The 19,695-nt window shown below is 70.8% G+C and carries 17 protein-coding genes; 5 read left to right on the forward strand and 12 right to left on the reverse strand.

All coding sequences use genetic code 11. The features are described from left to right. A complete protein-coding gene (locus tag EOT10_RS28390) occupies nucleotides 1-357 on the reverse strand; it encodes a hypothetical protein (protein ID WP_127831188.1) in 357 nt (118 codons plus the stop codon). A gap of 208 nt (nucleotides 358-565) precedes the next feature. Next, nucleotides 566-1,258: an alpha/beta hydrolase gene (locus tag EOT10_RS28395; RefSeq protein ID WP_223281261.1), complete on the reverse strand. Its 693-nt coding sequence runs from the start codon at nucleotides 1,256-1,258 to the stop codon at nucleotides 566-568. Nucleotides 1,259-1,380: 122 nt separating this feature from the next. On the opposite strand from EOT10_RS28395, the gene EOT10_RS28400 reads away from it, so the two are divergent. Continuing rightward, a complete protein-coding gene (locus EOT10_RS28400) occupies nucleotides 1,381-1,581 on the forward strand; it encodes a hypothetical protein (RefSeq protein WP_127831189.1) in 201 nt (66 codons plus the stop codon). 12 nt (nucleotides 1,582-1,593) lie between these two features. On the opposite strand, the gene EOT10_RS28405 is transcribed toward EOT10_RS28400, so the two are convergent. The 3 genes from EOT10_RS28405 to EOT10_RS28415 form a co-directional block, all read right to left on the reverse strand. Continuing rightward, nucleotides 1,594-1,950: a PRC-barrel domain-containing protein gene (locus tag EOT10_RS28405; protein ID WP_127831190.1), complete on the reverse strand. Its 357-nt coding sequence runs from the start codon at nucleotides 1,948-1,950 to the stop codon at nucleotides 1,594-1,596. A gap of 47 nt (nucleotides 1,951-1,997) precedes the next feature. Beyond that, complete coding sequence (locus EOT10_RS28410) at nucleotides 1,998-2,645, reverse strand: pyridoxamine 5'-phosphate oxidase family protein (protein ID WP_127831191.1); 648 nt, start codon at nucleotides 2,643-2,645, stop codon at nucleotides 1,998-2,000. 217 nt (nucleotides 2,646-2,862) lie between these two features. Beyond that, nucleotides 2,863-4,311: an MFS transporter gene (locus EOT10_RS28415; protein ID WP_127831192.1), complete on the reverse strand. Its 1,449-nt coding sequence runs from the start codon at nucleotides 4,309-4,311 to the stop codon at nucleotides 2,863-2,865. Nucleotides 4,312-4,528: 217 nt separating this feature from the next. Here EOT10_RS28415 and EOT10_RS28420 point away from each other — a divergent pair, with 217 nt between their 5' ends. The 3 genes from EOT10_RS28420 (at nucleotide 4,529) to EOT10_RS28430 (ending at nucleotide 7,040) form a co-directional block, all read left to right on the forward strand. Continuing rightward, nucleotides 4,529-4,984, forward strand: coding sequence for a MarR family winged helix-turn-helix transcriptional regulator (locus EOT10_RS28420; protein WP_127831193.1), 456 nt, complete (start codon nucleotides 4,529-4,531; stop codon nucleotides 4,982-4,984). A gap of 105 nt (nucleotides 4,985-5,089) precedes the next feature. Continuing rightward, nucleotides 5,090-5,470, forward strand: a complete 381-nt coding sequence (locus tag EOT10_RS28425; protein ID WP_127831194.1) for a hypothetical protein — start codon at nucleotides 5,090-5,092, stop codon at nucleotides 5,468-5,470. A gap of 205 nt (nucleotides 5,471-5,675) precedes the next feature. Then, complete coding sequence (locus tag EOT10_RS28430) at nucleotides 5,676-7,040, forward strand: FAD-dependent oxidoreductase (RefSeq protein WP_127831195.1); 1,365 nt, start codon at nucleotides 5,676-5,678, stop codon at nucleotides 7,038-7,040. Nucleotides 7,041-7,125: 85 nt separating this feature from the next. Here EOT10_RS28430 and EOT10_RS28435 read toward each other — a convergent pair whose 3' ends face one another. The 3 genes from EOT10_RS28435 to EOT10_RS28445 are packed head-to-tail and all read right to left on the reverse strand — an operon-like array spanning nucleotide 7,126 to nucleotide 11,744. Then, nucleotides 7,126-7,599, reverse strand: coding sequence for a F0F1 ATP synthase subunit B family protein (locus EOT10_RS28435; RefSeq protein WP_127831196.1), 474 nt, complete (start codon nucleotides 7,597-7,599; stop codon nucleotides 7,126-7,128). Nucleotides 7,600-7,629: 30 nt separating this feature from the next. Continuing rightward, nucleotides 7,630-9,663 (reverse strand): APC family permease, encoded by a 2,034-nt coding sequence (locus EOT10_RS28440; RefSeq protein WP_223281275.1) that lies wholly within the window; start codon nucleotides 9,661-9,663, stop codon nucleotides 7,630-7,632. Between the two features lie 56 nt (nucleotides 9,664-9,719). Next, nucleotides 9,720-11,744 carry an ATP-binding protein gene (locus EOT10_RS28445; protein ID WP_127831198.1) on the reverse strand — a complete coding sequence of 675 codons (2,025 nt, stop codon included), beginning with the start codon at nucleotides 11,742-11,744 and terminating at the stop codon, nucleotides 9,720-9,722. Nucleotides 11,745-12,087: 343 nt separating this feature from the next. Between EOT10_RS28445 and EOT10_RS28450 the strand changes: the two genes are divergently transcribed. Further along, on the forward strand, nucleotides 12,088-12,642 hold the full coding sequence (locus EOT10_RS28450) for a DUF6529 family protein (RefSeq protein WP_189492186.1): 555 nt from the start codon (nucleotides 12,088-12,090) through the stop codon (nucleotides 12,640-12,642). A 9-nt stretch (nucleotides 12,643-12,651) separates the two neighbouring features. Here EOT10_RS28450 and EOT10_RS28455 read toward each other — a convergent pair whose 3' ends face one another. The 4 genes from EOT10_RS28455 to EOT10_RS28470 all read right to left on the reverse strand — a co-directional run bounded on the left by EOT10_RS28455 (nucleotide 12,652) and on the right by EOT10_RS28470 (nucleotide 19,614). Continuing rightward, entirely contained in the window at nucleotides 12,652-14,664 is a 2,013-nt protein-coding gene (locus EOT10_RS28455) for a phosphocholine-specific phospholipase C (protein WP_127831199.1), read from the reverse strand. Nucleotides 14,665-14,789: 125 nt separating this feature from the next. Then, the gene (locus EOT10_RS28460; RefSeq protein ID WP_127831200.1) at nucleotides 14,790-16,844 is read right to left on the reverse strand and encodes an acetate--CoA ligase family protein; all 2,055 of its coding nucleotides are present in this window, start codon (nucleotides 16,842-16,844) and stop codon (nucleotides 14,790-14,792) included. Then, nucleotides 16,841-18,007, reverse strand: a complete 1,167-nt coding sequence (locus EOT10_RS28465) for an acyl-CoA dehydrogenase family protein (protein ID WP_127831201.1) — start codon at nucleotides 18,005-18,007, stop codon at nucleotides 16,841-16,843. The genes EOT10_RS28460 and EOT10_RS28465 overlap by 4 nt, the downstream gene beginning before the upstream one ends. A gap of 17 nt (nucleotides 18,008-18,024) precedes the next feature. Next, nucleotides 18,025-19,614 (reverse strand): APC family permease, encoded by a 1,590-nt coding sequence (locus EOT10_RS28470; protein ID WP_127831202.1) that lies wholly within the window; start codon nucleotides 19,612-19,614, stop codon nucleotides 18,025-18,027. Nucleotides 19,615-19,695 lie beyond the last annotated feature (81 nt).

The following is a 19,695-nucleotide window of genomic DNA, read 5'->3' on the forward strand; positions in this document are numbered from 1 at the left end:
TCAGTGCCGCCCGGTGAGGAACACCGAGCGCAGCTTGAGGCGGTCGGTCGCCGGGCGGCCGTGCGGACGGAGCGTCCACGAGTCCCCCGTGCAGTCGGGCTCCGTGAAGACCATGACCCACTCGTCCGTGTCGTTGTGCGGCGCGAAGGCGGGCTCGGAGGCACCCGGGTCCGCGACTTCCGGGAGGGTGAGGCAGGCCGGGCTCGCCGGGTCGTGCAGGGTGACCGACTGCGCCTGGCCGTTGAGGCCGACGAACTGGTAGGAGAAGTCGCCGGTGGCGGCCTGGGCGGACGCCGGCAGGGCCAGCGCGAGAGCGAAGGCGGCGAAGGAAGCGGCGACGGTGGTGCTGCGGCGCATGGAAGTCCTCGTCATTCGGTACGGGGAGAACGGGCCTTGGCAGCTTCACCCATGTGTTCGCCGATCACGCGAGCGACAGAAGCCGAAAGGATTCACTGTCGCCTGTTCGGCGGTACGTCGGTCGGGCGGCGCAGGCCACCGGACCTCTGCCACTTGGCGCAGGCCACCCGGACGTGACGAGGCCGCCCTCGTCGACGCGCCAGGACCCTTACTCCGTACGGCCGTTGACGGAAAGACGGTCGGCGACCTGGGACGGGAGCGGTGCGAACCCCAGCAGGCCGCTCACGATCCGCCCCGTCTGCCGGTGCCAGGAACCGGCCTGCCGCAGCATCGCGTGGTCGCCGCCCGGCAGCAGCAGGGTGCATGTCCGGGCGCCGGCCGCCGCGGCCCGCGCCGCGAAGTCGACGGAGGCCGCGGGATCGGTGGTGCGGTCCCGGTCGCCGTGCAGGAGCACCACGCGCCGGCTGCGTAACTGAGTCACCGGCTCACCCTCAGGACACCAGGGCGCGAGCCCCACCACCCCTCGTACGAGCCGATGCCCACCCGCGCGCAGCGCCGCACGGCCGCCCATGGAATGGCCGACCAGCACCGTCGGCAGGTCCCCGGCGCGCAGAGCCAGGTCGTCGAGGGCCCGCAGCGCGTCCCGGAGCGGGTCCTCGCGGTCACCGTTCCAGCCCCGGCAGCGGTAGCGGACGCTCCCGATCAGCAGGCCGTGCCCGGCGCAGGACCGCTCGACGGCGCGGACGAACGGACGCATGCGCGCCCCCGCGAGGCTCCACGGCGGCACCGCCCCGATCCCCTCCGAGCTGCCTCCGTGCAGCAGGAGCACCGCGGCCCGGGGTGACTCGGGGGCCTGGTGCACCACGAGTGCCGGTCGCCGGTCGTCGTCCCAGACGAGCACGCTCTCTCCTTCTTCCCGGGTCCCGGCCGTGCGGCCGCCCGAAGCGCGGCCGGACCAGGAGGTTTCGACCGCGGGGCAGAGGCTACTCGGCTCCGCAGTCCGCCTTCAGCAGAGGAGTCGTCGTGGTCGTGATCCCTCTCGTCCTCCCCGCCGTGATGCTGGGCCTGATCGTCGCTCTCGGCCGCTACGAAGACCTGCTCCTCGGAGCCGTCAAGGAGACCAAGCACCGCGGGCCGCGCAGACGTCACCTGCACGCCGTCCCGCCCCTGCTCCCGTCGGACCGCCACACCCGCCCCCGCAGCCGACCGCGCCACGCGGCATGAAAGCCGCCTCCGTCAGCGGCGGGCGAGCTGCCGTTCACCGTTCGCCCCGGTCTTGTACGGCAGACCGTAGTACTGGAACAGGGGTTCCTCGTCCTCGGCGGGCAGGACGTCGTCCGTGCCGATCGACGGGCTCTGCTTCACCAGCGTCTTCTCGTAGCCGACCTTGACGTAGCCGGGTCCGACGATCGCGCCGTCGAGGGGGACGAACACCAGCCTGTGCCGCGTCAGGAGTCCGATCAGCACGGTCGCCATGGCCGGCTCGTCCGTCCTGGTGCTGACGTACACGGACTCCAGGGTGCCGATCTTGTGGCCGTCCTGGTCGACGACGTCGTAGGTGCGCCACTCACGGATGTCCGCGGGCTGAATCATCGCGGTGCCCCTTCCTCCAGCGGTCGTCCCGCCGGCGGTCGCCGTCTCTACTCAGCCTGCCTCTGACGGCCCGGAGACACCAGCCAGGGCTCGGGGCTCGGTTCGGTGAAGTAGTCGGGGTCCTTGGGGCGTCCCGGGGCGCGGCGGTTGGGCTGCTGCGCGGGTTCGAGATGGGGGATGTGCTTGGAACAGTGGACGTACGCCTCGTGGACGGTGATCTGTATCCACATCTCGGCCTGCCGCCCGGGGGCCGGGTCCTTCGGCAGCGTCGGGCAGGCGGCCCGTAGCTCGTCATCGCCGACCAGCCGCGCCGATCCGTTGACGTGCAGACCTATGCGGTCCCGGGTGAAGTCCATGAAGAGCAGGCCCACATGAGGGTTCTCCGTGATGTTGCCCGCACTGGCCATCACCCCGTTGCCGCGGTACTCCGGGTAGGCCAGGTGGAGATCGTCCAGGACCACGACGAATCCGGGCGGGCCCGCCCGGAAGCTGGCGTCGCAGTGTCCACGGCCGTCCGCCGTGGACAGGAACACCATGCTCTGCAGACCGATGAACTCGCACATGGCCGGCGTCAGCCGGGGCTTGACCTGACGGTCGTAGAAGTCGTCGGCCCGGCCACTCGTACCGAGGTGTGCCTGCAGGGCGCGTTCACCCTGGGACGGCGCGAGGTGGGGGGCGGTGGGGCGGAGGGGCATTCAGTGATCACGTCGCATTCACAGAGGATGAGCATCGGGCAGGCGGGGGACCGGCCCGAACTGTGGGCCCACGCTAGGCCATTGGGCCCCCGTGTGGGATCGCTCACCGCGAATCGAACGGGACAGCACTTCACCCCACACCATGCGTCACACCGACGTCCACCCCACCCCCACGCCGAACGGCGTGCCCTTCATCACGATTTTTCGCCGCCCGCGGCTACGCCTTGACCTCCGCGGGCGCGGCGGCCGCACCGGCCCCGTCCTCCACGGCTGTGGCGCGTACGGCAGGGATGACCGCCGCGATCAGCGCGGCCACGAGTGCGACACCGCCGCCGACCAGCAGGGCGGTACGGAAACCGTCCTCGGAGGGGAAGCTGTGGCCGCCCATGGTGGTGGTCAGCTGGGAGAGGATCACGCCGGTCACCGCGGCGCCGACCGAGGTGCCGAGGGAGCGCATGAGCGTGTTGAAGCCGTTGGCGGCGGCGGTCTCCGCGAGGGGGACCGAGCTCATGATGAGCGCGGGCATGGAACCGTAGGCCAGTCCGACGCCGCTGTTGATGACCATGCAGACCACCATGAGGCCCGGGCCGGACCCCATCAGGGCGAGCGAGAGACCGTATCCGGCGGCGATCACCAGGACACCGCAGATGAGCGTGAACTTCGGGCCGCGGGCGTCCGTGAGCTTCCCGCCGAGCGGGGAGACGATCATCATCATGATGCCGCCGGGCGCCATCCACAGACCGGCCGCGAGCATCGACTGGCCCAGGCCGTAGCCGGTGGCCTCGGGGAACTGCAGAAGCTGCGGGATCACGAGCATGCTCGCGTACATGCCGAAGCCGACGAAGACCGAGGCGACGTTCGTGAACAGGACGCGGGGGCGGGCCGTGGTGCGCAGGTCGATGAGCGGGTCCCGGGTGCGGGTCTCCCACAAGCCCCAGCCGAGCAGTACGAGGACGGCGGCGGCGAAGAGTATGAGGGTCGTCGCCGAGCCCCAGCCCCATTCGGCGCCCTTGGAGACCGCGAGCAGCAGGCAGACGAGGCCGACGCCCAGGCCGAGCGCTCCGGGTGCGTCGAAGCGCTGGCCCTCGGCGCTCGGCGGGACGTCGGGGATCAGGAACCAGATCAGTGCGGCGATCACCACGGCCAGCACGGCCGAGCCCCAGAACAGCACCCGCCAGTCGGCGTACTGGGCGACCGCGGCGGCGATGGGCAGGCCGAGGCCGCCGCCGATGCCCATGGAGGCGCTGACCAGGGCGATCGACGAGCTGAGCTTCTCCTTCGCCACGACGTCCCGCAGCAGGGCGATACCCAGCGGCACCATGCCCATCCCCATGCCCTGCAGACCGCGTCCGACGATCATGGGGACGACGGAGGACGACAGCGCGCACACGACGGAACCCGCCATGAGCGGGACGGAGCAGGCGAGCAGCATGCGGCGCTTGCCGATCAGGTCGCCGAGGCGGCCGGTCACCGGCACGCAGACGGCCCCCACCAGCAGCGTGACGGTGATGACCCAGGCGGCGTCGGCCGAGTTCGTGTGGAGGATCCTGGGCAGTTCCGCGATGAGTGGGGTGACCAGGGTCTGCATGATCGCGGCCGTGGTGCCGGCGAAGGCCAGCGTGGCGACCACGCCGCCGGCGCGTGCCGTCGGCTGGGGGGCGTCCATCAGGGGACTCCTCTGGGGGTTGTGTGCGAATGGGGGTTGTGTGTGAAGGCGGTGCGTCTGTGAAGGCGGTGCGTCCGAGAAAGCGATGTGCATCGTACACATCACATGTAGGGCGCACATTATGTGGCGGCTACATGAGTCTGTGCGAGCATGGCCCGGGGGTGGGGGCGAACGCGCGGCGCGAGGCCGCGGCACGACAGCAGGAGGCGGCAGACGCATGGCCAGGCCCACGCACGATCTGGAGTACGAGCAGATGCTGCTCAGCCGGCACAGTCTCGTCCACCGCAAGGGAGGGCGACCCCGGAACGGCAGCCTGGAGCGCAGCGCCTACATCCTGCTGAGCCGCATCCGCATCCAGGGCCCCATGTCCATCGGGGAGCTCAGTGACGCCTTCGAGCTCGACGCCTCCACCCTCAACCGGCAGACCGCCGCGGCGATGCGCGCCGGACTCGTCGAACGCATCCCGGACCCCGCCGGCGGCATGGCCCGAAAGTTCCGGATCACGGACGAGGGCGCGCGCATCCTCGACGAGGAACGCGAGCTCATGGTGGAGGGCCTGGACCGGGTCATGGACGCCTGGGCGGACGAGGACATCGCCGCCTTCACCGCCTACCTGAGGCGCTTCAACATGGACATCGAGCGCCTGGCGGGCCGACCCTGGCCCCGCCCCTGACCGAACGTGGATGACCGGACGCGGGTGACCGTGAAGGGCCGGGAGGCGGAGGGAATCGAGGCGTCAGGCCCGTCCCGGCGGCCTCTCGGATTAGAATCCCCTGTCATGTCGAACCCTGACGAGCTGCTCGTCGACATCGCCGGCATGGTCGAGTCCGGGCAGAGCAATCAGATGTCCCTGACCGTGGTCACCAGTGGCGCCGTGATCACCGGCCGCCTCGCCCCGGAGGCCGTGTGGAGGGAACGGGTCTCGGAGGTCCTCACGGACTCGGACCGCCTCGGCTCCTTCTCTGGGATCTTCACCGGAGGCGGCAAGGGCGACGACAAGGGCGGCGGCGGCCTCGCTCCCCCCACCCATCTGCACTTCCACGTGGCCCGGATCCTCCAGGGTGCCGTCGGCATCCCCGAGACGGGCGGCATGTACCGCGTCGCGATCCAGGACGTGAGCGCCTGGACGGTGGGCGAGTTCAGCTACTCCGACCACTGATCGGTTCACCCTTCACCGGCGCAGCGCGCCCGGCCGTGGTGGGCGCCAGCCGGGCGCGAGGGCGGCGCGAGCGGCAGCCATAAGGCTCACCGATGACCAGCCATAAGCCAGCCTTATGTCGTCATAGGTCCGGGCCGACTACTAACTAAGGCTTGCCTTAGCTTAGGGTTGCCGTCGAGTGACCAGCCACGAAGGGAACCTGATCATGTCTCGCCCTCTGCGGGTAGCCGTTGTGGGAGCCGGCCCCGCCGGTATCTACGCCGCTGACGCGCTGCTGAAATCCGCGGTGGCCGAAGACCCCGGCGTGTCCATCGACATCTTCGAGCGCATGCCGGCCCCCTTCGGTCTGATCCGTTACGGCGTCGCACCCGACCACCCCCGGATCAAGGGCATCATCACGGCCCTGCACCAGGTCCTCGACAAGCCGCAGGTCCGGCTCTTCGGCAACGTGGACTACCCGGGCGACATCAGCCTGGACGACCTGCGCACCTTCTACGACGCCGTGATCTTCTCCACCGGCGCGACGGCCGACCGCGCGCTCGACATCCCCGGCATCGACCTCGACGGCTCGTACGGCGCGGCCGACTTCGTCTCCTGGTACGACGGTCACCCGGACGTCCCGCGGACCTGGCCGCTCGAGGCGGAGAAGGTCGCGGTCCTGGGCGTCGGCAACGTCGCGCTCGACGTGGCCCGCATGCTCGCCAAGACCGCGGACGAGCTGCTGCCGACCGAGATACCGCCGAACGTCCACGACGGCCTCAAGGCGAACAAGGCCCTGGAGGTCCACGTCTTCGGCCGCCGCGGTCCGGCGCAGGCGAAGTTCAGCCCGATGGAGCTCCGCGAGCTCGACCACTCGCCGAACATCGAGGTCATCGTCGACCCCGAGGACATCGACTACGACGACGGCTCGATCGCGACCCGGCGCGCCAACAAGCAGGCCGACATGGTCGCCAAGACGCTCGAGAACTGGGCCATCCGCGACATCGGCGACCGGCCCCACAAGCTGTTCCTGCACTTCTTCGAGTCGCCCGCCGAGATCATCGGTGAGGACGGCAAGGTCACCGGCCTGCGCACCGAGCGCACGGCCCTCGACGGCACCGGGAACGTCAAGGGAACCGGCGAGTTCAAGGACTGGGACGTCACGGCCGTCTACCGCGCCGTGGGCTACCTGTCCGACGAACTGCCCAAGCTGCCCTGGGACATCGCGTCGGGCACCGTCCCGGACCAGGGCGGACGCGTCATCGAGGAGTCGGGCGAGCACCTGCGGTCGACGTACGTCACGGGCTGGATCAGGCGCGGACCCATCGGCCTGATCGGTCACACCAAGGGCGACGCCAACGAGACGGTCGCGAACCTCCTGGACGACCACGCGAACGGTCGTCTGCACGCTCCCGACGCGCCCGCGCCGGAGGCCGTGGAGGCGTTCCTCGACGAGCGGAACGTCCGCTTCACGACGTGGGACGGCTGGTACCGCCTCGACGCCGCGGAGAAGGCGCTGGGCGAGCCCGAGGGCCGCGAGCGCGTGAAGATCGTCGAGCGCGAGGACATGCTCAAGGCGAGCGGCGCCTGATAGTCGACCGGTTGATCGGGCCGGAACCGGGTGCGGGCACCTGGTTCCGGCCCGATGCGTTCCGGCCCGACGCCGGCCCGACGCGTTACGCGGAGGGTGTGGGCGACGGTATCCGTTCGCCCACGATGCGGCTCGCCAGCTCGGAGGCCAAGTCCGGGACGGTGAGGCGCAGTTCGGCCTCCGCCGCGGCGCGCTGCGCCGCGATGCGGGCCTGGCCGTCGGCGAGGAGCGCGTCGCGTTCCCGAAGTCCGTCCTCGCGGGCGGCCGCGATCAGCGCGGTCCCCTCCTCGCGGGCAGCCTGCCTGATGTGTGCAGCGTCGCGCCGGGCCTCGGCAAGCACGGCCTGGGCCGCGGCGTTCTCGTCGGAAGCGGCCGCGCGGATCGCCCCGGCGCGCTCCAGAGCCCCTTCGGTACGGTCCGCGCGCTCGTCGAGCACCCGGTTGATCCGGGGCAGGAGACGCGTGACGCACAGGAGGACGAGGGCGAAGAGGACCAGAGCGACGGCGAGTACTTCTACTTTGGCGTTGAGCGGTCCGAAATTCGTCGGCAGTAGATACATGCTCTCGACCTACCCGCTCATCCGTGCGAATCAACGCCCTTTCGTGCCCGATCGGCGCTCGCCGGACGCGGGCCCCCTCGGTTCGCCCCGGCGCACGGAACCGGGCGCGCGGCCGACGGGACGGTTCGCGCGGGCGGACGACGTCAGCTGCCACGGCACGCTGGTCACCATCACCCCGGGCGTGAACAGAAGGCGGCTCTTCAGCCAGAGCGCGGACTGGTTGTGCAGCAGGTTCTCCCACCAGTGGCCGACCACGTACTCGGGGATGAAGACCGCGACGATGTCGCGCGGGCTCTCGCGGCGGATGGCGCGCACGTACTCGACGACGGGCCGCGTCACCTCGCGGTACGGGGAGTCGACGACCTTGAGCGGTACGTCGATCCCGTACGCGTCCCATTGCTCGCGCAGGTCGGCGGCCTCGTCGCGGTCGACGGAGACGTTCAGCGCCTCCAGATGATCAGGGTGCGCCGCCCGGGCGTAAGCGAGGGCTCGCATCGTCGGCTTGTGCAGCCTGGCGACCAGGACGATCGCCAACACCCTTGAGGGGGAGGTGAGTTCGGCGGCCGGGTCGGACACCGCGAGCTCCTCCGACGTCGTGTCGTAGTGGCGGTGGATGCCGCGCATCATCACGTACAGCACCGTCGCGGCGAGCACGGCCAGCCACGCGCCCTCGGTGAACTTGGTGGCGAGCACGATCACCAGGACGAGCCCCGTGACGCAGCCGCCGAGCGCGTTGATGGCCCGGGCGGAGTGGTGGCGGCGGCGCAGCACCGGGTCGCGCTCGGTGCGCAGCTCCTGGTTCCAGTGCCGGACCATGCCCAGTTGGGACAGGGTGAACGAGGTGAACACACCGAGGATGTACAGGTGGATGAGGCTGGTGACGTTCGCCTTGTAGCCCCACAGGAGCACGCCGGCGACGACGGCCAGGGCGAGGATCCCGTTCGAGAAGGCGAGCCGGTCCCCGCGGTTGTGCAGCTGGTGCGGCAGATAACGGTCCCTGGACAGGATCGACGCCAGCATCGGGAAGCCGTTGAACGCGGTGTTCGCGGCCAGGATCAGGACGAGGGCGGTGGCGGCCTGGACGACGAAGAACCCGATGCTGTGCTCACCGCCGAACACGGCGGCCGCCACCTGCGCGATGACCGTGCGCTGCGTGTAGCTCCCGCAGTCCGCTTCGAGCCCTGTCAGCCGGCACGCGTCGTCGGTGAGGTGCACCTTCGAGATCAGCGCGAGCGTCGTCACGCCGACGAACATCACCACCGCGATGGTGCCCATGGCCGCCATCGTGGCGGCGGCGTTCCTCGACTTGGGCTTACGGAAGGCCGGCACGCCGTTGGAGATCGCCTCGACTCCCGTGAGGGCGGTGCACCCCGAGGAGAAGGCGCGCAGCACCAGCATCACCAGGGCAAGACCCGCGAGATGCGCGTCGGAGGGCTGGGGGGCGATGCCGTACGCGGCACTCTCGGCGACCGGGGCGTCTCCGAACGCGTAGCGGATCAGACCGGTGACGACCATGATCAGCACGCTGCCGATGAACAGGTACGTGGGTGCTGCGAAGGCCCTGCCCGACTCGCGGACGCCCCGCAGGTTGATCGCGGTCAGGACGGCGACGAAACCGACGGCCATCAGGACGCGGTGCGGGGCGAGCTCCGGCAGCGCCGAGATGACGTTGTCGACACCGGAGGCGACGGACACCGCCACCGTCATCACGTAGTCGACCAGCAGCGACGCGGCGACCACCAGACCGGCCGACGGGCCCAGGTTGGTCGACGCGACCTCGTACGAGCCGCCACCGCTCGGATACGCGTACACGACCTGCCGGTACGAGAGGACGACCACCGTCATCAGCGCCACCACCGCAGCGGCGATCCACGGGGTGAAGTGCAGATAGGTGAGCCCGCCGAGGGTGAGCACGAGGAGGATCTCCTGCGTCGCGTACGCCACCGACGAGAGCGGGTCGGAGGCGAAGATCGGCAGGGCGAGCCGCTTGGGGAGCAGCGTCTCGTGGAGCTCTTCGCTGCGCATGGCGCGGCCGATCACCAGGCGTTTGAGCAGAGCCGTCATGTTGAACACGCCGTGAGCGTATGGCGGACCGTGCCTCCGTTCGAGCCTGAGGCGGCTCAGGGGCCGGCGTGTCCCTGCAGCGCGAGCGCGAGGCCCTGCTGAGCGTCGTCGGTCAGGGCGCGGTGGTACGCCGTGTCGTAGGCGCTGTCCCCGGCCGACTTGCGTGCCAGCTGCTCCCACTGGTCGCGGATCTCGGAGAGCTCCGGGGTGCCGCGGTTCGGGTGGCCGAGCATCCGCCAGTAGGCGTGGCCGGTGCCCGAGGTGCGGGCCGCCTCGACGCCGTTGCCCTGGGCCGCGTTGGCTCCCGTGAGCAGGTCGAGGCCGAGGGCGATGCCCAGGTTGTCGTTGAGGTTGTGCTTGCTGGTGAGCATGGCGCGGGCGTGGATCTCGGCCTCGTGGGGGCGGCCCTGGAGGAGGTTTATGAACGCGAGCTGGTGGTCCGCGTACGAGCGGGCCCAGTGCTCGCCGTACGCGTGGCTGAGGCGGCGCAGGCTTGTGGCCTTCTCGTGGGCCTCGTCGAGACGGCCGAGGGCCGAGAGGGCGAAGGCCCTGATCACCATGCAGCACAGCTGCGGGGCGCCGGTCGGCGGGTCGGTGGCGCAGGTGTTGAGGGCGTGCTCACTCACGTCGTAGGCGTCCTGCGGGTGCCCGGTCATGAGGTGCGTGAGGCCGAGGGTGTGGGCCGCGAAGAGTACCGATTCGGGGGTGCCGTCCCGCTGCGCGGCGAGCGCGCACTCCTCGCCGACCCGCAGAGCGGTCCGGTGGTCGCCCTGCAGCGTGAGGGTGATGCCGAGCGCCCACAGCGCGCGCGTGCGGGACGGGCCCTCGGGGGTGTCGAGAGCCAGTGCGCGTTCCAGGTAGTCGCGGGACTCGTGGAGGTGTCCGCAGCAGGGCCAGAACAGGCCCGTGCGGCCCGCCATCTCCACACCGGTGTCGGCGTCCTGCGCGAACAGCACGTCGAGTGCCGCGCGTACGTCGGCGTGGCTGTCGGAGATTTTCGTGTACCAGGTGACCTGCTGGTCGCTGAGCCAGCCGGCCTCGGCCTGCTCGACGATGTCGGCGAAGTGGGCGGCGTGGCGCTCGGTCAGGATCTGCCGCTCGCCGAGTTCTTCGAGCCAGAGGAACCCGTACTCGCGCACGGTGTCGAGCATCCGGTAGCGGGTGCCGTCCCGTTGGAGGACCGACTGGTCGGCGAGCTGCTCCAGGATCGTGGGGATCTCGTCGGCGTGGAGGGGGCCGCCCGCGCAGACGGAGCGGGCGTCGGCCTCGTCCACGGGGCCGTGGAAGACGGCCAGCCTCGCCCACACGAGGCGTTCCAGCGGCGCGCAGAGCTCGTGGCTCCAGCCGATGGCGGTGCGCAGGGCACGGTGGCGTTTGGGCCCGACGGTCTCGTCGACGAGGGTGTCCAGGCGCGAGGTCAGCCGCTCGGCGATCTCGGTGAGGCTGTTCTGGCGCAGCCGCGCGCAGGCGAGCTCGACGGCGAGGGGGATGCCTTCGAGGCGGCGGCAGATGCGGGCGATCGTCTCGGCGGCCTCGGGGGAGTCGAGGGGGACGTCGGGCGCGTCCGTCGCACATCGTTCACGGAACAGGCGTACGGCTTCGTCATCGCCGCCCTCGTCGTCGCCGGTGGAGAGCGGCGTCACCTCGACGCAGTGTTCGCCGCGGACGGCGAGGGGCTGCCGGCTGGTCGCGAGGACGGTCAGGTGCGGGGCGGCGGTGAGCAGTTCGGTGACCAGCTCCCAGCTGGCGTTCAGGACGCGCTCGCAGCAGTCGAGCACGAGGAGGACCCGGCGGCCGGTCAGCCACTCGCTCAGGGCCTCGATGGGAGCGCGCGGATTGTGGTCGAGGAGACCAAGCGCGTCGGAGACCGTGGCGGTGAACAGCCGGTCGTCGTAGAGGTGGGACAGGTCCGCCCACCACACCCCGTCGTCGTACTCGTCCCGCACCTCTTCGGCGGCGCGCAGGGCCAGCCGGCTCTTGCCCACACCGCCGCTGCCGGTGAGGGTGACGAGGCGGTGTTCTTTCAATGCCTGGCCGACAGCGGCCAGTTCGCTGTCGCGGCCGACGAAACTGGTCGTCATGACGGGGAGGTTGCCTACCACGGGCCCATCTTGCCGTGCGGCCGCTCGGGACCACACCCTCTCGCGAGAAGCGGTCAAAAACGATCAGATTCAGATGTCGATCGATCCATCGGGTGAGCTTCCCCAGGTGAGAGGCAAACACGCCCCCGCCTCGGCCGATCGTCCCCCGCGAGCCCTGGTCCATCCGGACCGGCCCTCACCACGATCGTGGCGTGCGCCCGTGAGGCACGTTGACTTCCGCCGTGGGCCACCGCGTAGTGAAAGCCGGATGTTCCGCACGAGAGGCGCGCCGGCGCCCCGGGGAGTGGGAGACACAGTGACGCGTCGTGGCGGCGATTCGCCGATGCCCCGCTCCGGCCGGGCGGTCCTGCCGGTCCTGGCCGGAGCGGTGCTCGTGGCCGCCGTCTTCGCCGGCCTCTACGCCTTCGGCCGGACGCACACCCCTGACTACACCGCGGCCCTGTTCGGGCGCCGCGGCGACGACGCGAACGGGCTCAAGGCCCGGCTGGGCAGCGCGCTGATGGGCCTCGCGGTCGTCCAGGTGCTGCTCGCGCTGTGGATCTACGGACGGCTCCCGCTCGTGAGCGCGGCCCCCAGGCAGGTCGCCCTCGCCCATCGGGCCGTCGGCTACGTCGCGTTCCTGGTGTCCCTCCCCATCGCCCACCACTGCATCACCGCGTACGGGGTGCAGCTCGGCGAGACCCGGACCGCGCTGCACTCCGTCACGGGGTGCGCCCTCTACGGCGCGTTCGTGGCCAAGGTGCTCGTGGTGCGCAGCCGCCGGCTCCCGGCCTGGGCGATCCCGGCGGCCGGCGGTCTGCTCTTCGTGACGATCGGCGTGCTCTGGTACTCGGCCGCGCTCTGGTTCCTCGACGGGTACCGGGTGCCCGGCCTGTGAGGGCGAGGCTCAGCCGCTGACGGACGCGGCGCCGGTCTCGATGTGGCCCGTGTAGCGGCGGGACCAGGTCGTGTCCGTGCCGGACGTGACCGTGAAGTCGTACCAGCCGTTCTGGTAGGCCACGGCGTTGAAGAAGTCCTCGGTCGAGCCGCCCGCGGGCACGGTGTACGTCCAGGGGCCGTCCGTGCGGTAGTTGTTCGAGGTGATGGTGAACTGGGCTGCCGCAGAGCCGGAGTTGGTCAGTTTGAAGTAGATCGCGAGCTTGCCGGTGCCGGGCTCGACGGCGTACCGGGCGGTGGCCTCGATCGCCTTGCCCGCCTTCGTGGCGTCCCCCTTGAAGCGGCGCAGGAAGCGGTTCGGGCCGGCCATCGTGATGTCGTACGCGCCCGCTCCGTACCCGGTACCGATGTTGAAGAAGTCCGTGGCCGTACCGCCCGCGTCGACCGTGTACTGCCACGGTGTCGTGTCGCGGTAGGCGTTCGGGTGGATGGAGAGGTGCGCGGCGCTGGTGGCCGGGGTGCCCTGGTTGGCCATCGCGAACCAGGCGAGAATCTTGCCGTTGGCGCCGAACTCGAAGTGGTCCAGGTTGCCGTTCGGCTGGTACGGCAGGGCGCGCGCGGGGCGGGTGCCGGGCTCCTGGGCGGGCAGGGCGTTGTCCTGCGGCGCCGGGTTCGGAAGCGGGCCGCAGGTGCTGTACCCGATGACCTTGGTGGCGGGGAGACCTGACGGCATTCCGTACACGGGGCGGGTGAAGTCGAAGACTCCTGTCAGGTCGCCGGTGACCTTGCGGCGCCACGCGCTGATGTTCGGGCACGTCGCCGGGGTGCCGAGCGCGGACGTCCACGTCTCCAGGAACCGCAGTACGGAGGTGTGGTCGAAGACCTCCGAGGACACCCAGCCACCCCTGGTCCACGGGGACATGACAAGCATCGGGACGCGGAAGCCGAGGCCGTACGGGGTCGAGTTGAGGAACTCTCCCGCCGTGCCCGCGGGCGGTGACGGTGGCGGGACGTGGTCGAAGAAGCCGTCGTTCTCGTCGTAGTTGAGGAAGAGTGCGGTCGAGTCGAACACCTCCGGCGAGGCGGCCAGGGCGCGGTACACCAGGTCCACGAAGTGGGCGCCGTCGCCGGGCGGGGCGTACGGGTGCTCCGAGAACGCCTGGTTGGCGACGACCCAGGAGACCTGGGGGAGGGTGCCCGCCAGGGCGTCCGCCTTGATGGCCGCCGCGATGTCGTCGGGCGTGGAGCCGGTCACGGCCGGGACGGAGGCCATGCCGCGGTCGTGGAGCGGGTCGCCGGGCTTGGCGCCGGTGAACTTCGAGAAGTAGGCGAGACCGTTGTCGCCGTAGTTGTCATTGGCATTCTGGTAGACCTTCCAGCTCACGCCGGCCCGCTGAAGGGCCTCGGCGTACGTCTCCCAGGTCAGCCCCGACTCCTCGCCGCCGTCGTAGCTGGAGCCGTCGACCTTGCCGCTCCACAGGTACGTGCGGTTGGGTCCGGTGGCGCTGAGCGTGGCGCTGAAGTAGGCGTCACAGATGGTGTAGTTGTCGGCCAGCGCGTAGTGGAACGGTATGTCGTCGCGGTCGAGGTAGCCGAGGGTGCGTATGTTGCCGACGCCGGAGACCCAGTTGTCGAGGCGGCCCTTGTTCCACGCGGAGTGCTGGGAGGACCAGCTGTGCGGCAGGTCGCCGTTGCACTGGGCGAGCGTCTCGCCGTCGACGCCGCCGGCCGGCGGGGTGGAGCTGAATTTCCAGGGGTACTGGCGGCCGGTGCCGTTCGGCTGGTTGAAGACGGGCTGCCCGCCGGAGAGCGTGATGCCGCTGCGGTCGCCGAACCCGCGGACGCCCTTGAGGCGCCCGAAGTAGTGGTCGAAGCTGCGGTTCTCCTGCATGAGGATCACCACGTGCTTGACGTCCTTGATGGTGCCGGTGGTGGCCGCGCTCGCTCTGGTGGCGGGCAGCGCGGCCCCCGCCGCGATTCCGGCGCCCAGCGCGACAAAGCCTCTGCGGCTGATCGGTGTCATCGTTTCACCCTCGTCTCACGCGTACGACCCGAACACAACGGGCGCAAGAGTGGCGGCAGTTAATGGTCTACGGCTAGACCTCTACGGCGTCGAGTTTGTGAACGGGGGGTGCCGGGGTGCCGGAATCAGCCAGCCTTGTCCAGCGGTGCCGGGATGACGAGGGCGTCGACCGCGAGGGCTCCTTCCGGCGAGACGCGAACCGGGTTGATCTCGATCTCGGCGATGTCGCCGCGGCCGGCGATCACCTCGGAGACGGCGACGACGACGGCGGCCAGCGCGTCGACGTCGACCGGCCGGCTGCCGCGCCAGCCGTCGAGCAACGGCCAGGACCGGAGCCGCCGGATCAACTCGTGTGCGGTGGAAGGGGAACAGGGCGTCAGGGCGAGCGCGAGGTCCTGGGTGAGTTCGGCCTGGACCCCGCCGGCGCCCACCATGACGACCGGCCCGAACGACGGGTCGCGCCGCGCGCCGACGATCATCTCGACGACGTCGGCACGCCGGTCCATCTCCTCGACCACGTACCGGTGCGGCCCGAGCCGCGCGACCATGTCGTCGTAGGCGGCGACGAGCGCGGCGGGGTCCTGGATCCCCGTGACGACGCCGCCTTGCTCCGACTTGTGCTCAAGCCAGTCGGCCTTGAGCACGACCGGAGCCGACAGGGACCGCAGCGCCCCGCGGGGATCGAGGGTGCCCGGCGCGATCTCGGCCGCGGGCGGGAACGGGACACCCGCGTCGGCCAGCAGCCGCCGGGCGGCCCGGTACCCCGACCCCGGCTCGCGCGGCGGAACGAGCCCTTTTGGTGCGGGCTGCCGCCGAGCCCTCGGGAGAGGTGTCTGGCCGAAACGGCGCGCTGTTGTCACGGCTCGCAGCGCCGACTCGATGTCGGAGAATGTCGGTACCCCCGAAAACCTCAACTGCCTGATGGTTTCCGTGTGTTGGGCCATCGAGTGGACGACGACCGGCGTGGCGTGCGCCGTGGCCGTCGCGCCGATGGCCCGCGCGACCTCGGACTCGGCCGCCTGGTGCTCGGGGATGTCGCGGCCGTAGCTGCCGAAGTACCCACTGAGCACGACGGCGTCGGCGACCTCGTGGTCCGCGAGGACCGCCGGAGTCGAGGCGTACGTGGTGATGTCCTCCTCGCCCGCGCCGGCGAGGTCGACCGGGTTGGCCACCGCGGCGTGCGCGGGAAGGAGCTTCGACAGTTCCCGTCGGACCTCCGGCGGGAACTCCGTGACGCTCAGGCCGAGCCGGGCCGCGGTGTCGGCGGCGACGGCGCCCTGACCGCCGCTGTCGGCCACGATCGCGACGCGGCTCCCCCGCACGGGAGCGCTGCGGGCCAACACCTGTGCAGCGTCGACCAGTTGGGCCGGGGTGTCGACGCGTACGGCGCCGACCGTGCGGCAGGCCGCGTCCACGACGTCGAGCGCGGACGTCATGGACCCGGTGTGCGAACGGGCCGCCCGGCGCGCCGCCCCGCTGGCCCCGACCGTCAGCAGCAGCACCGGCTTGCCCGCCGCCCGCAGCAGGTCCAGGGCGTCGAGCAGCCGTTCGCCGTCGCCGAAGCTCTCCAGGTAGAGGGCGACGACGCGGGTGGCCTCGTGCCCGGCCAGGTCGGCGAGCAGTTCGGCGGCGCACACGTCGAGCTGGCTGCCGACGGACACGAACCTGGAGACACCGATCCCGGCATCCGCGGCCATCCCGGCCAGTTCCAGGCCCAGTTGACCGCTCTGCGAGACGATGGCGAGGGCGCCCGGAGTGAACCGGCCCCAGGCCAGCTCCAGTTCGCCCGGCGCGTCGTAGAGCCCGAGGCAGTTCGGCCCGACCAGGCGGGTCCGGCTCGCCGCGATCATGTCGGCGATCGCCGCCTCGTCCTCGACGCCCGCGGTGATCGCGAGCAGACCGGGCACACCGAGCGCGACGGCCCGGGCGACATCGGCGGCGAGAGCCGGCGCGGGGACGGCGAAGGCGACCAGGTCGGGGACCTCGGGCAGCGCGTCGAGGCCGGGGTGGGCGGGGCGGCCCAGGACCTGGCCGCCCCGCTTGTTGACCAGGTGCACGCGGCGCCGGTGCTCGCCCGCGACGGCGCCACGGGCGAGCCAGTGACCCCACTTGGCCGGGTTTTCGGTGGCGCCGACGACAGCCACCGAGCCCGGGGTGCGGAAGACGTCGAGTGTCGTCATGACTTGGCGAGCGCCCGGGAGATGACGAGTCGCTGGATGTCCGAGGTGCCCTCCTCGATCTCCTCCAGCTTCGCGTCCCGCATCCACTTCTCGGCGAGGAACTCCTGCGAGTAGCCCCAGCCGCCCAGCGTCTGCACGGCGGCCCAGGTGTTGAACATGGCGTTCTCCGAGCCGGTCAGCTTGGCCATCGCGGACTCCGCGGTGACCTTCTCGCCCTGGTCGAAGAGGCGCGCCGCGCGCATCGTCACCAGGTGGGCGGTGTCGGCCCGGGTCGCCATGTCGGCGAGCCGGAACGCGACGGCCTGGTGCTCGATGATCGGCACGCCGAACTGCACGCGTTCGCGGGCGTACTCGACGGCCAGGTCCAGGGCGGCCCGGCACAGGCCCGCGCAGGACGCGCCGATCAGGATCCGGGAGGCGTCGAAGGTCCGCATCAGGCCCGAGAAACCCTGGCCCTCCGCGCCGAGCCGGTCGGCGACGGGCACGCGGACGTGGTCGAGGAACACCTCGGCGTTCACGATGGCGCGCTGCCCCATCTTGCGCATCGGCCTGCCCACGGTCAGTCCCGGTGTGTCCCGGTCGATGACGAAGGCCGTCACGCCGCGCGAGCGGAGCGCCGGGTCGACCGTCGCGAAGACGACGAACCGCTGCGCGTAAGGGGCGTTGGAGATCCAGGCCTTCTGGCCGGTGAGCACATAGTGGTCGCCGTCGCGCACGGCCCGGGTGCGGATGCCGGCGGCGTCAGAGCCATGGTCGGGCTCGGTGACGGCGAGCGCGGTCAGCGGGGGAGCGTCGGTGGTGAGAGGCCGCAGCCACCGCTCCTTCTGTTCCCGCGTGCCGAGTGCGAGCACGGGGTCGGCGAAGAAGCCGCTGGATGTCAGCAGGTTCCCGATGCCGATGTCGCCGTGGCACAGCTCCTGCTGCACGAGGACCTGCGTGACCATGTCGGTGACTCCGCCGCCGCCGAACTCCGCCGGGATCATGAAGGCGGCCAGGCCCGTCCTGGCGGCCTTGTCCCACAGGTCGAGCGGTGACTCGGTCTGGGCGTCGTCGACGGCGCGGGCGCGCGGCCGGATCTCGGCGGCCGCGAAGTCGCGGGCGAGCCGGATGAAGTCGTGCTGCTCGGGGGAGAGGCCGAGCGCGTCACGTACGGGGTAGTGCATGGCGGACTCCAGGAGGGTCACTGCGGAATGGGCTGGTGCGGCGGCGCGGGCTCGGTGACGGGTTCCTGCGGTGCACCGGTGAAGAACCGCGGTGCGCGCCGGGCGTAGGCCAGCATCAGCACGTAGCCGAGGGCGAGGGTGCCCACCCCGATCACGAAGACGCCGCCGACATGCCAGTGCGGGGCGAACGGAAGCGTCCAGGACGTGTAGCTGTTGGCCGGGTCCCAGTCGTTCCTGAGGCTCCACAGGCCGGCGGCGACGAGCACGAGGCCGCCGATCGCGGGCAGGGTGACGCGCAGCCAGAAGTCGGCGGCGCTGCGGCGCCACTGGGCGCGGTAGGCCCAGGCCGAGGTGATGCCGGTGAGCCCGTAGTAGAACGCGATCATGAGTCCGCAGGAGGACACCGCGTCGCCGATGACCTGGCCGTGGCTCAGGAAGTTCATGACGACGTAGGCGACCGCCCCCGCGACTCCGGTGGCGATGGTGCTGACCTGCGGGATGGAGTAACGGGGATGGACCTTCGCGAAGACGCGGGGCGCGGCTCCCCGGCCGCCCATCGCCAGGAGCGTGCGGCCCAGGGACAGGACCGTCGTCTCGGTGGACGCGGCGGCGGAGGACAGCACCATCAGGACGAGCAGGTGCCACAGGAAGGAGCCGAGGCCGCTGTCGCCGAAGACGGACCTGCCGATGGCGGAGAAGACGTCACCGAAGTTGTCGGGGTTGCCGAGCCCGTCGCCGGTTGTGCCGATGCCGGCGAAGGACAGGGTCGCCACGGTCGCGACCAGGTAGAGCACGAGCAGCATCACCGTGGAGGCGATGGCGGCGACGCCGGGCGTGCGGTGCCGGTCGGTGGTCTCCTCGTTGACGGTGAGCGCGGTCTCCCAGCCCCAGTAGATGAACAGCATCAGGACCAGGCCGCTGACGAAGGCGCTGGGTGAGGAGATCTCGAAGGGGTTGAGCCACGACAGGTGCGGATGCCGGGCGCCGGGACCCGCGTGCCCGGTGTAGACGCGCACGAGGGCGACCACCGAGAAGACTGCGAGCATCGCGAACTCGAGGAAGAGCAGGGCGCGTTGGACGGCCGCCGCCACTTCGATACCGCGGTAGCAGACGGCCGTCATGAGCGCGATCCAGCCGAGTCCCACCAGGAGGACCCAGGGGCTGGCCGGGTCGGACCCGATGCCCTTCGCGCCGAAGAGGATGAACACGTACTGCCCGGCGACCTGGGCCAGGCTCGCCATCACCAGGATGAACGAGGTGATGATCGCCCAGCCGCCCATGAAGCCGACGCGCGGGCCGAGCACACGGCTGGCCCAGGTGAAGATGGTTCCGCAGTCCGGTTCCTGGCGGTTGAGTGCGGCGTAGCCGAAGGAGACGAAGAGGATCGGGACGAACGCGAGCAGGACGATCGAGGGTGCCTGGAACCCGACGAAGGCCACGATGAACGCGAGCGTCGCGGCGAGGCTGTAGGCGGGGGCGGCTGACGCCACCGAGAGGATCAGGCTGGTGGTCATGCCGAGTGCGCCGGTCCGCAGGCCCTTGCCCTGCGCGCTGTCCGGTGCGGTGTCTGGTGCGATGTCTGGGGTGGTGTCCGGGGACGTTGCCATGGTCGGACCCCCTGTCCGGGGTGGGTGGCGGATCGCAAGATTGATTCGTGGGTCAATGATGCTGACCCGGGGGACCCTGTC

Source organism: Streptomyces antnestii (genome assembly GCF_004005495.1).
Lineage (GTDB): Bacteria > Actinomycetota > Actinomycetes > Streptomycetales > Streptomycetaceae > Streptomyces > Streptomyces antnestii.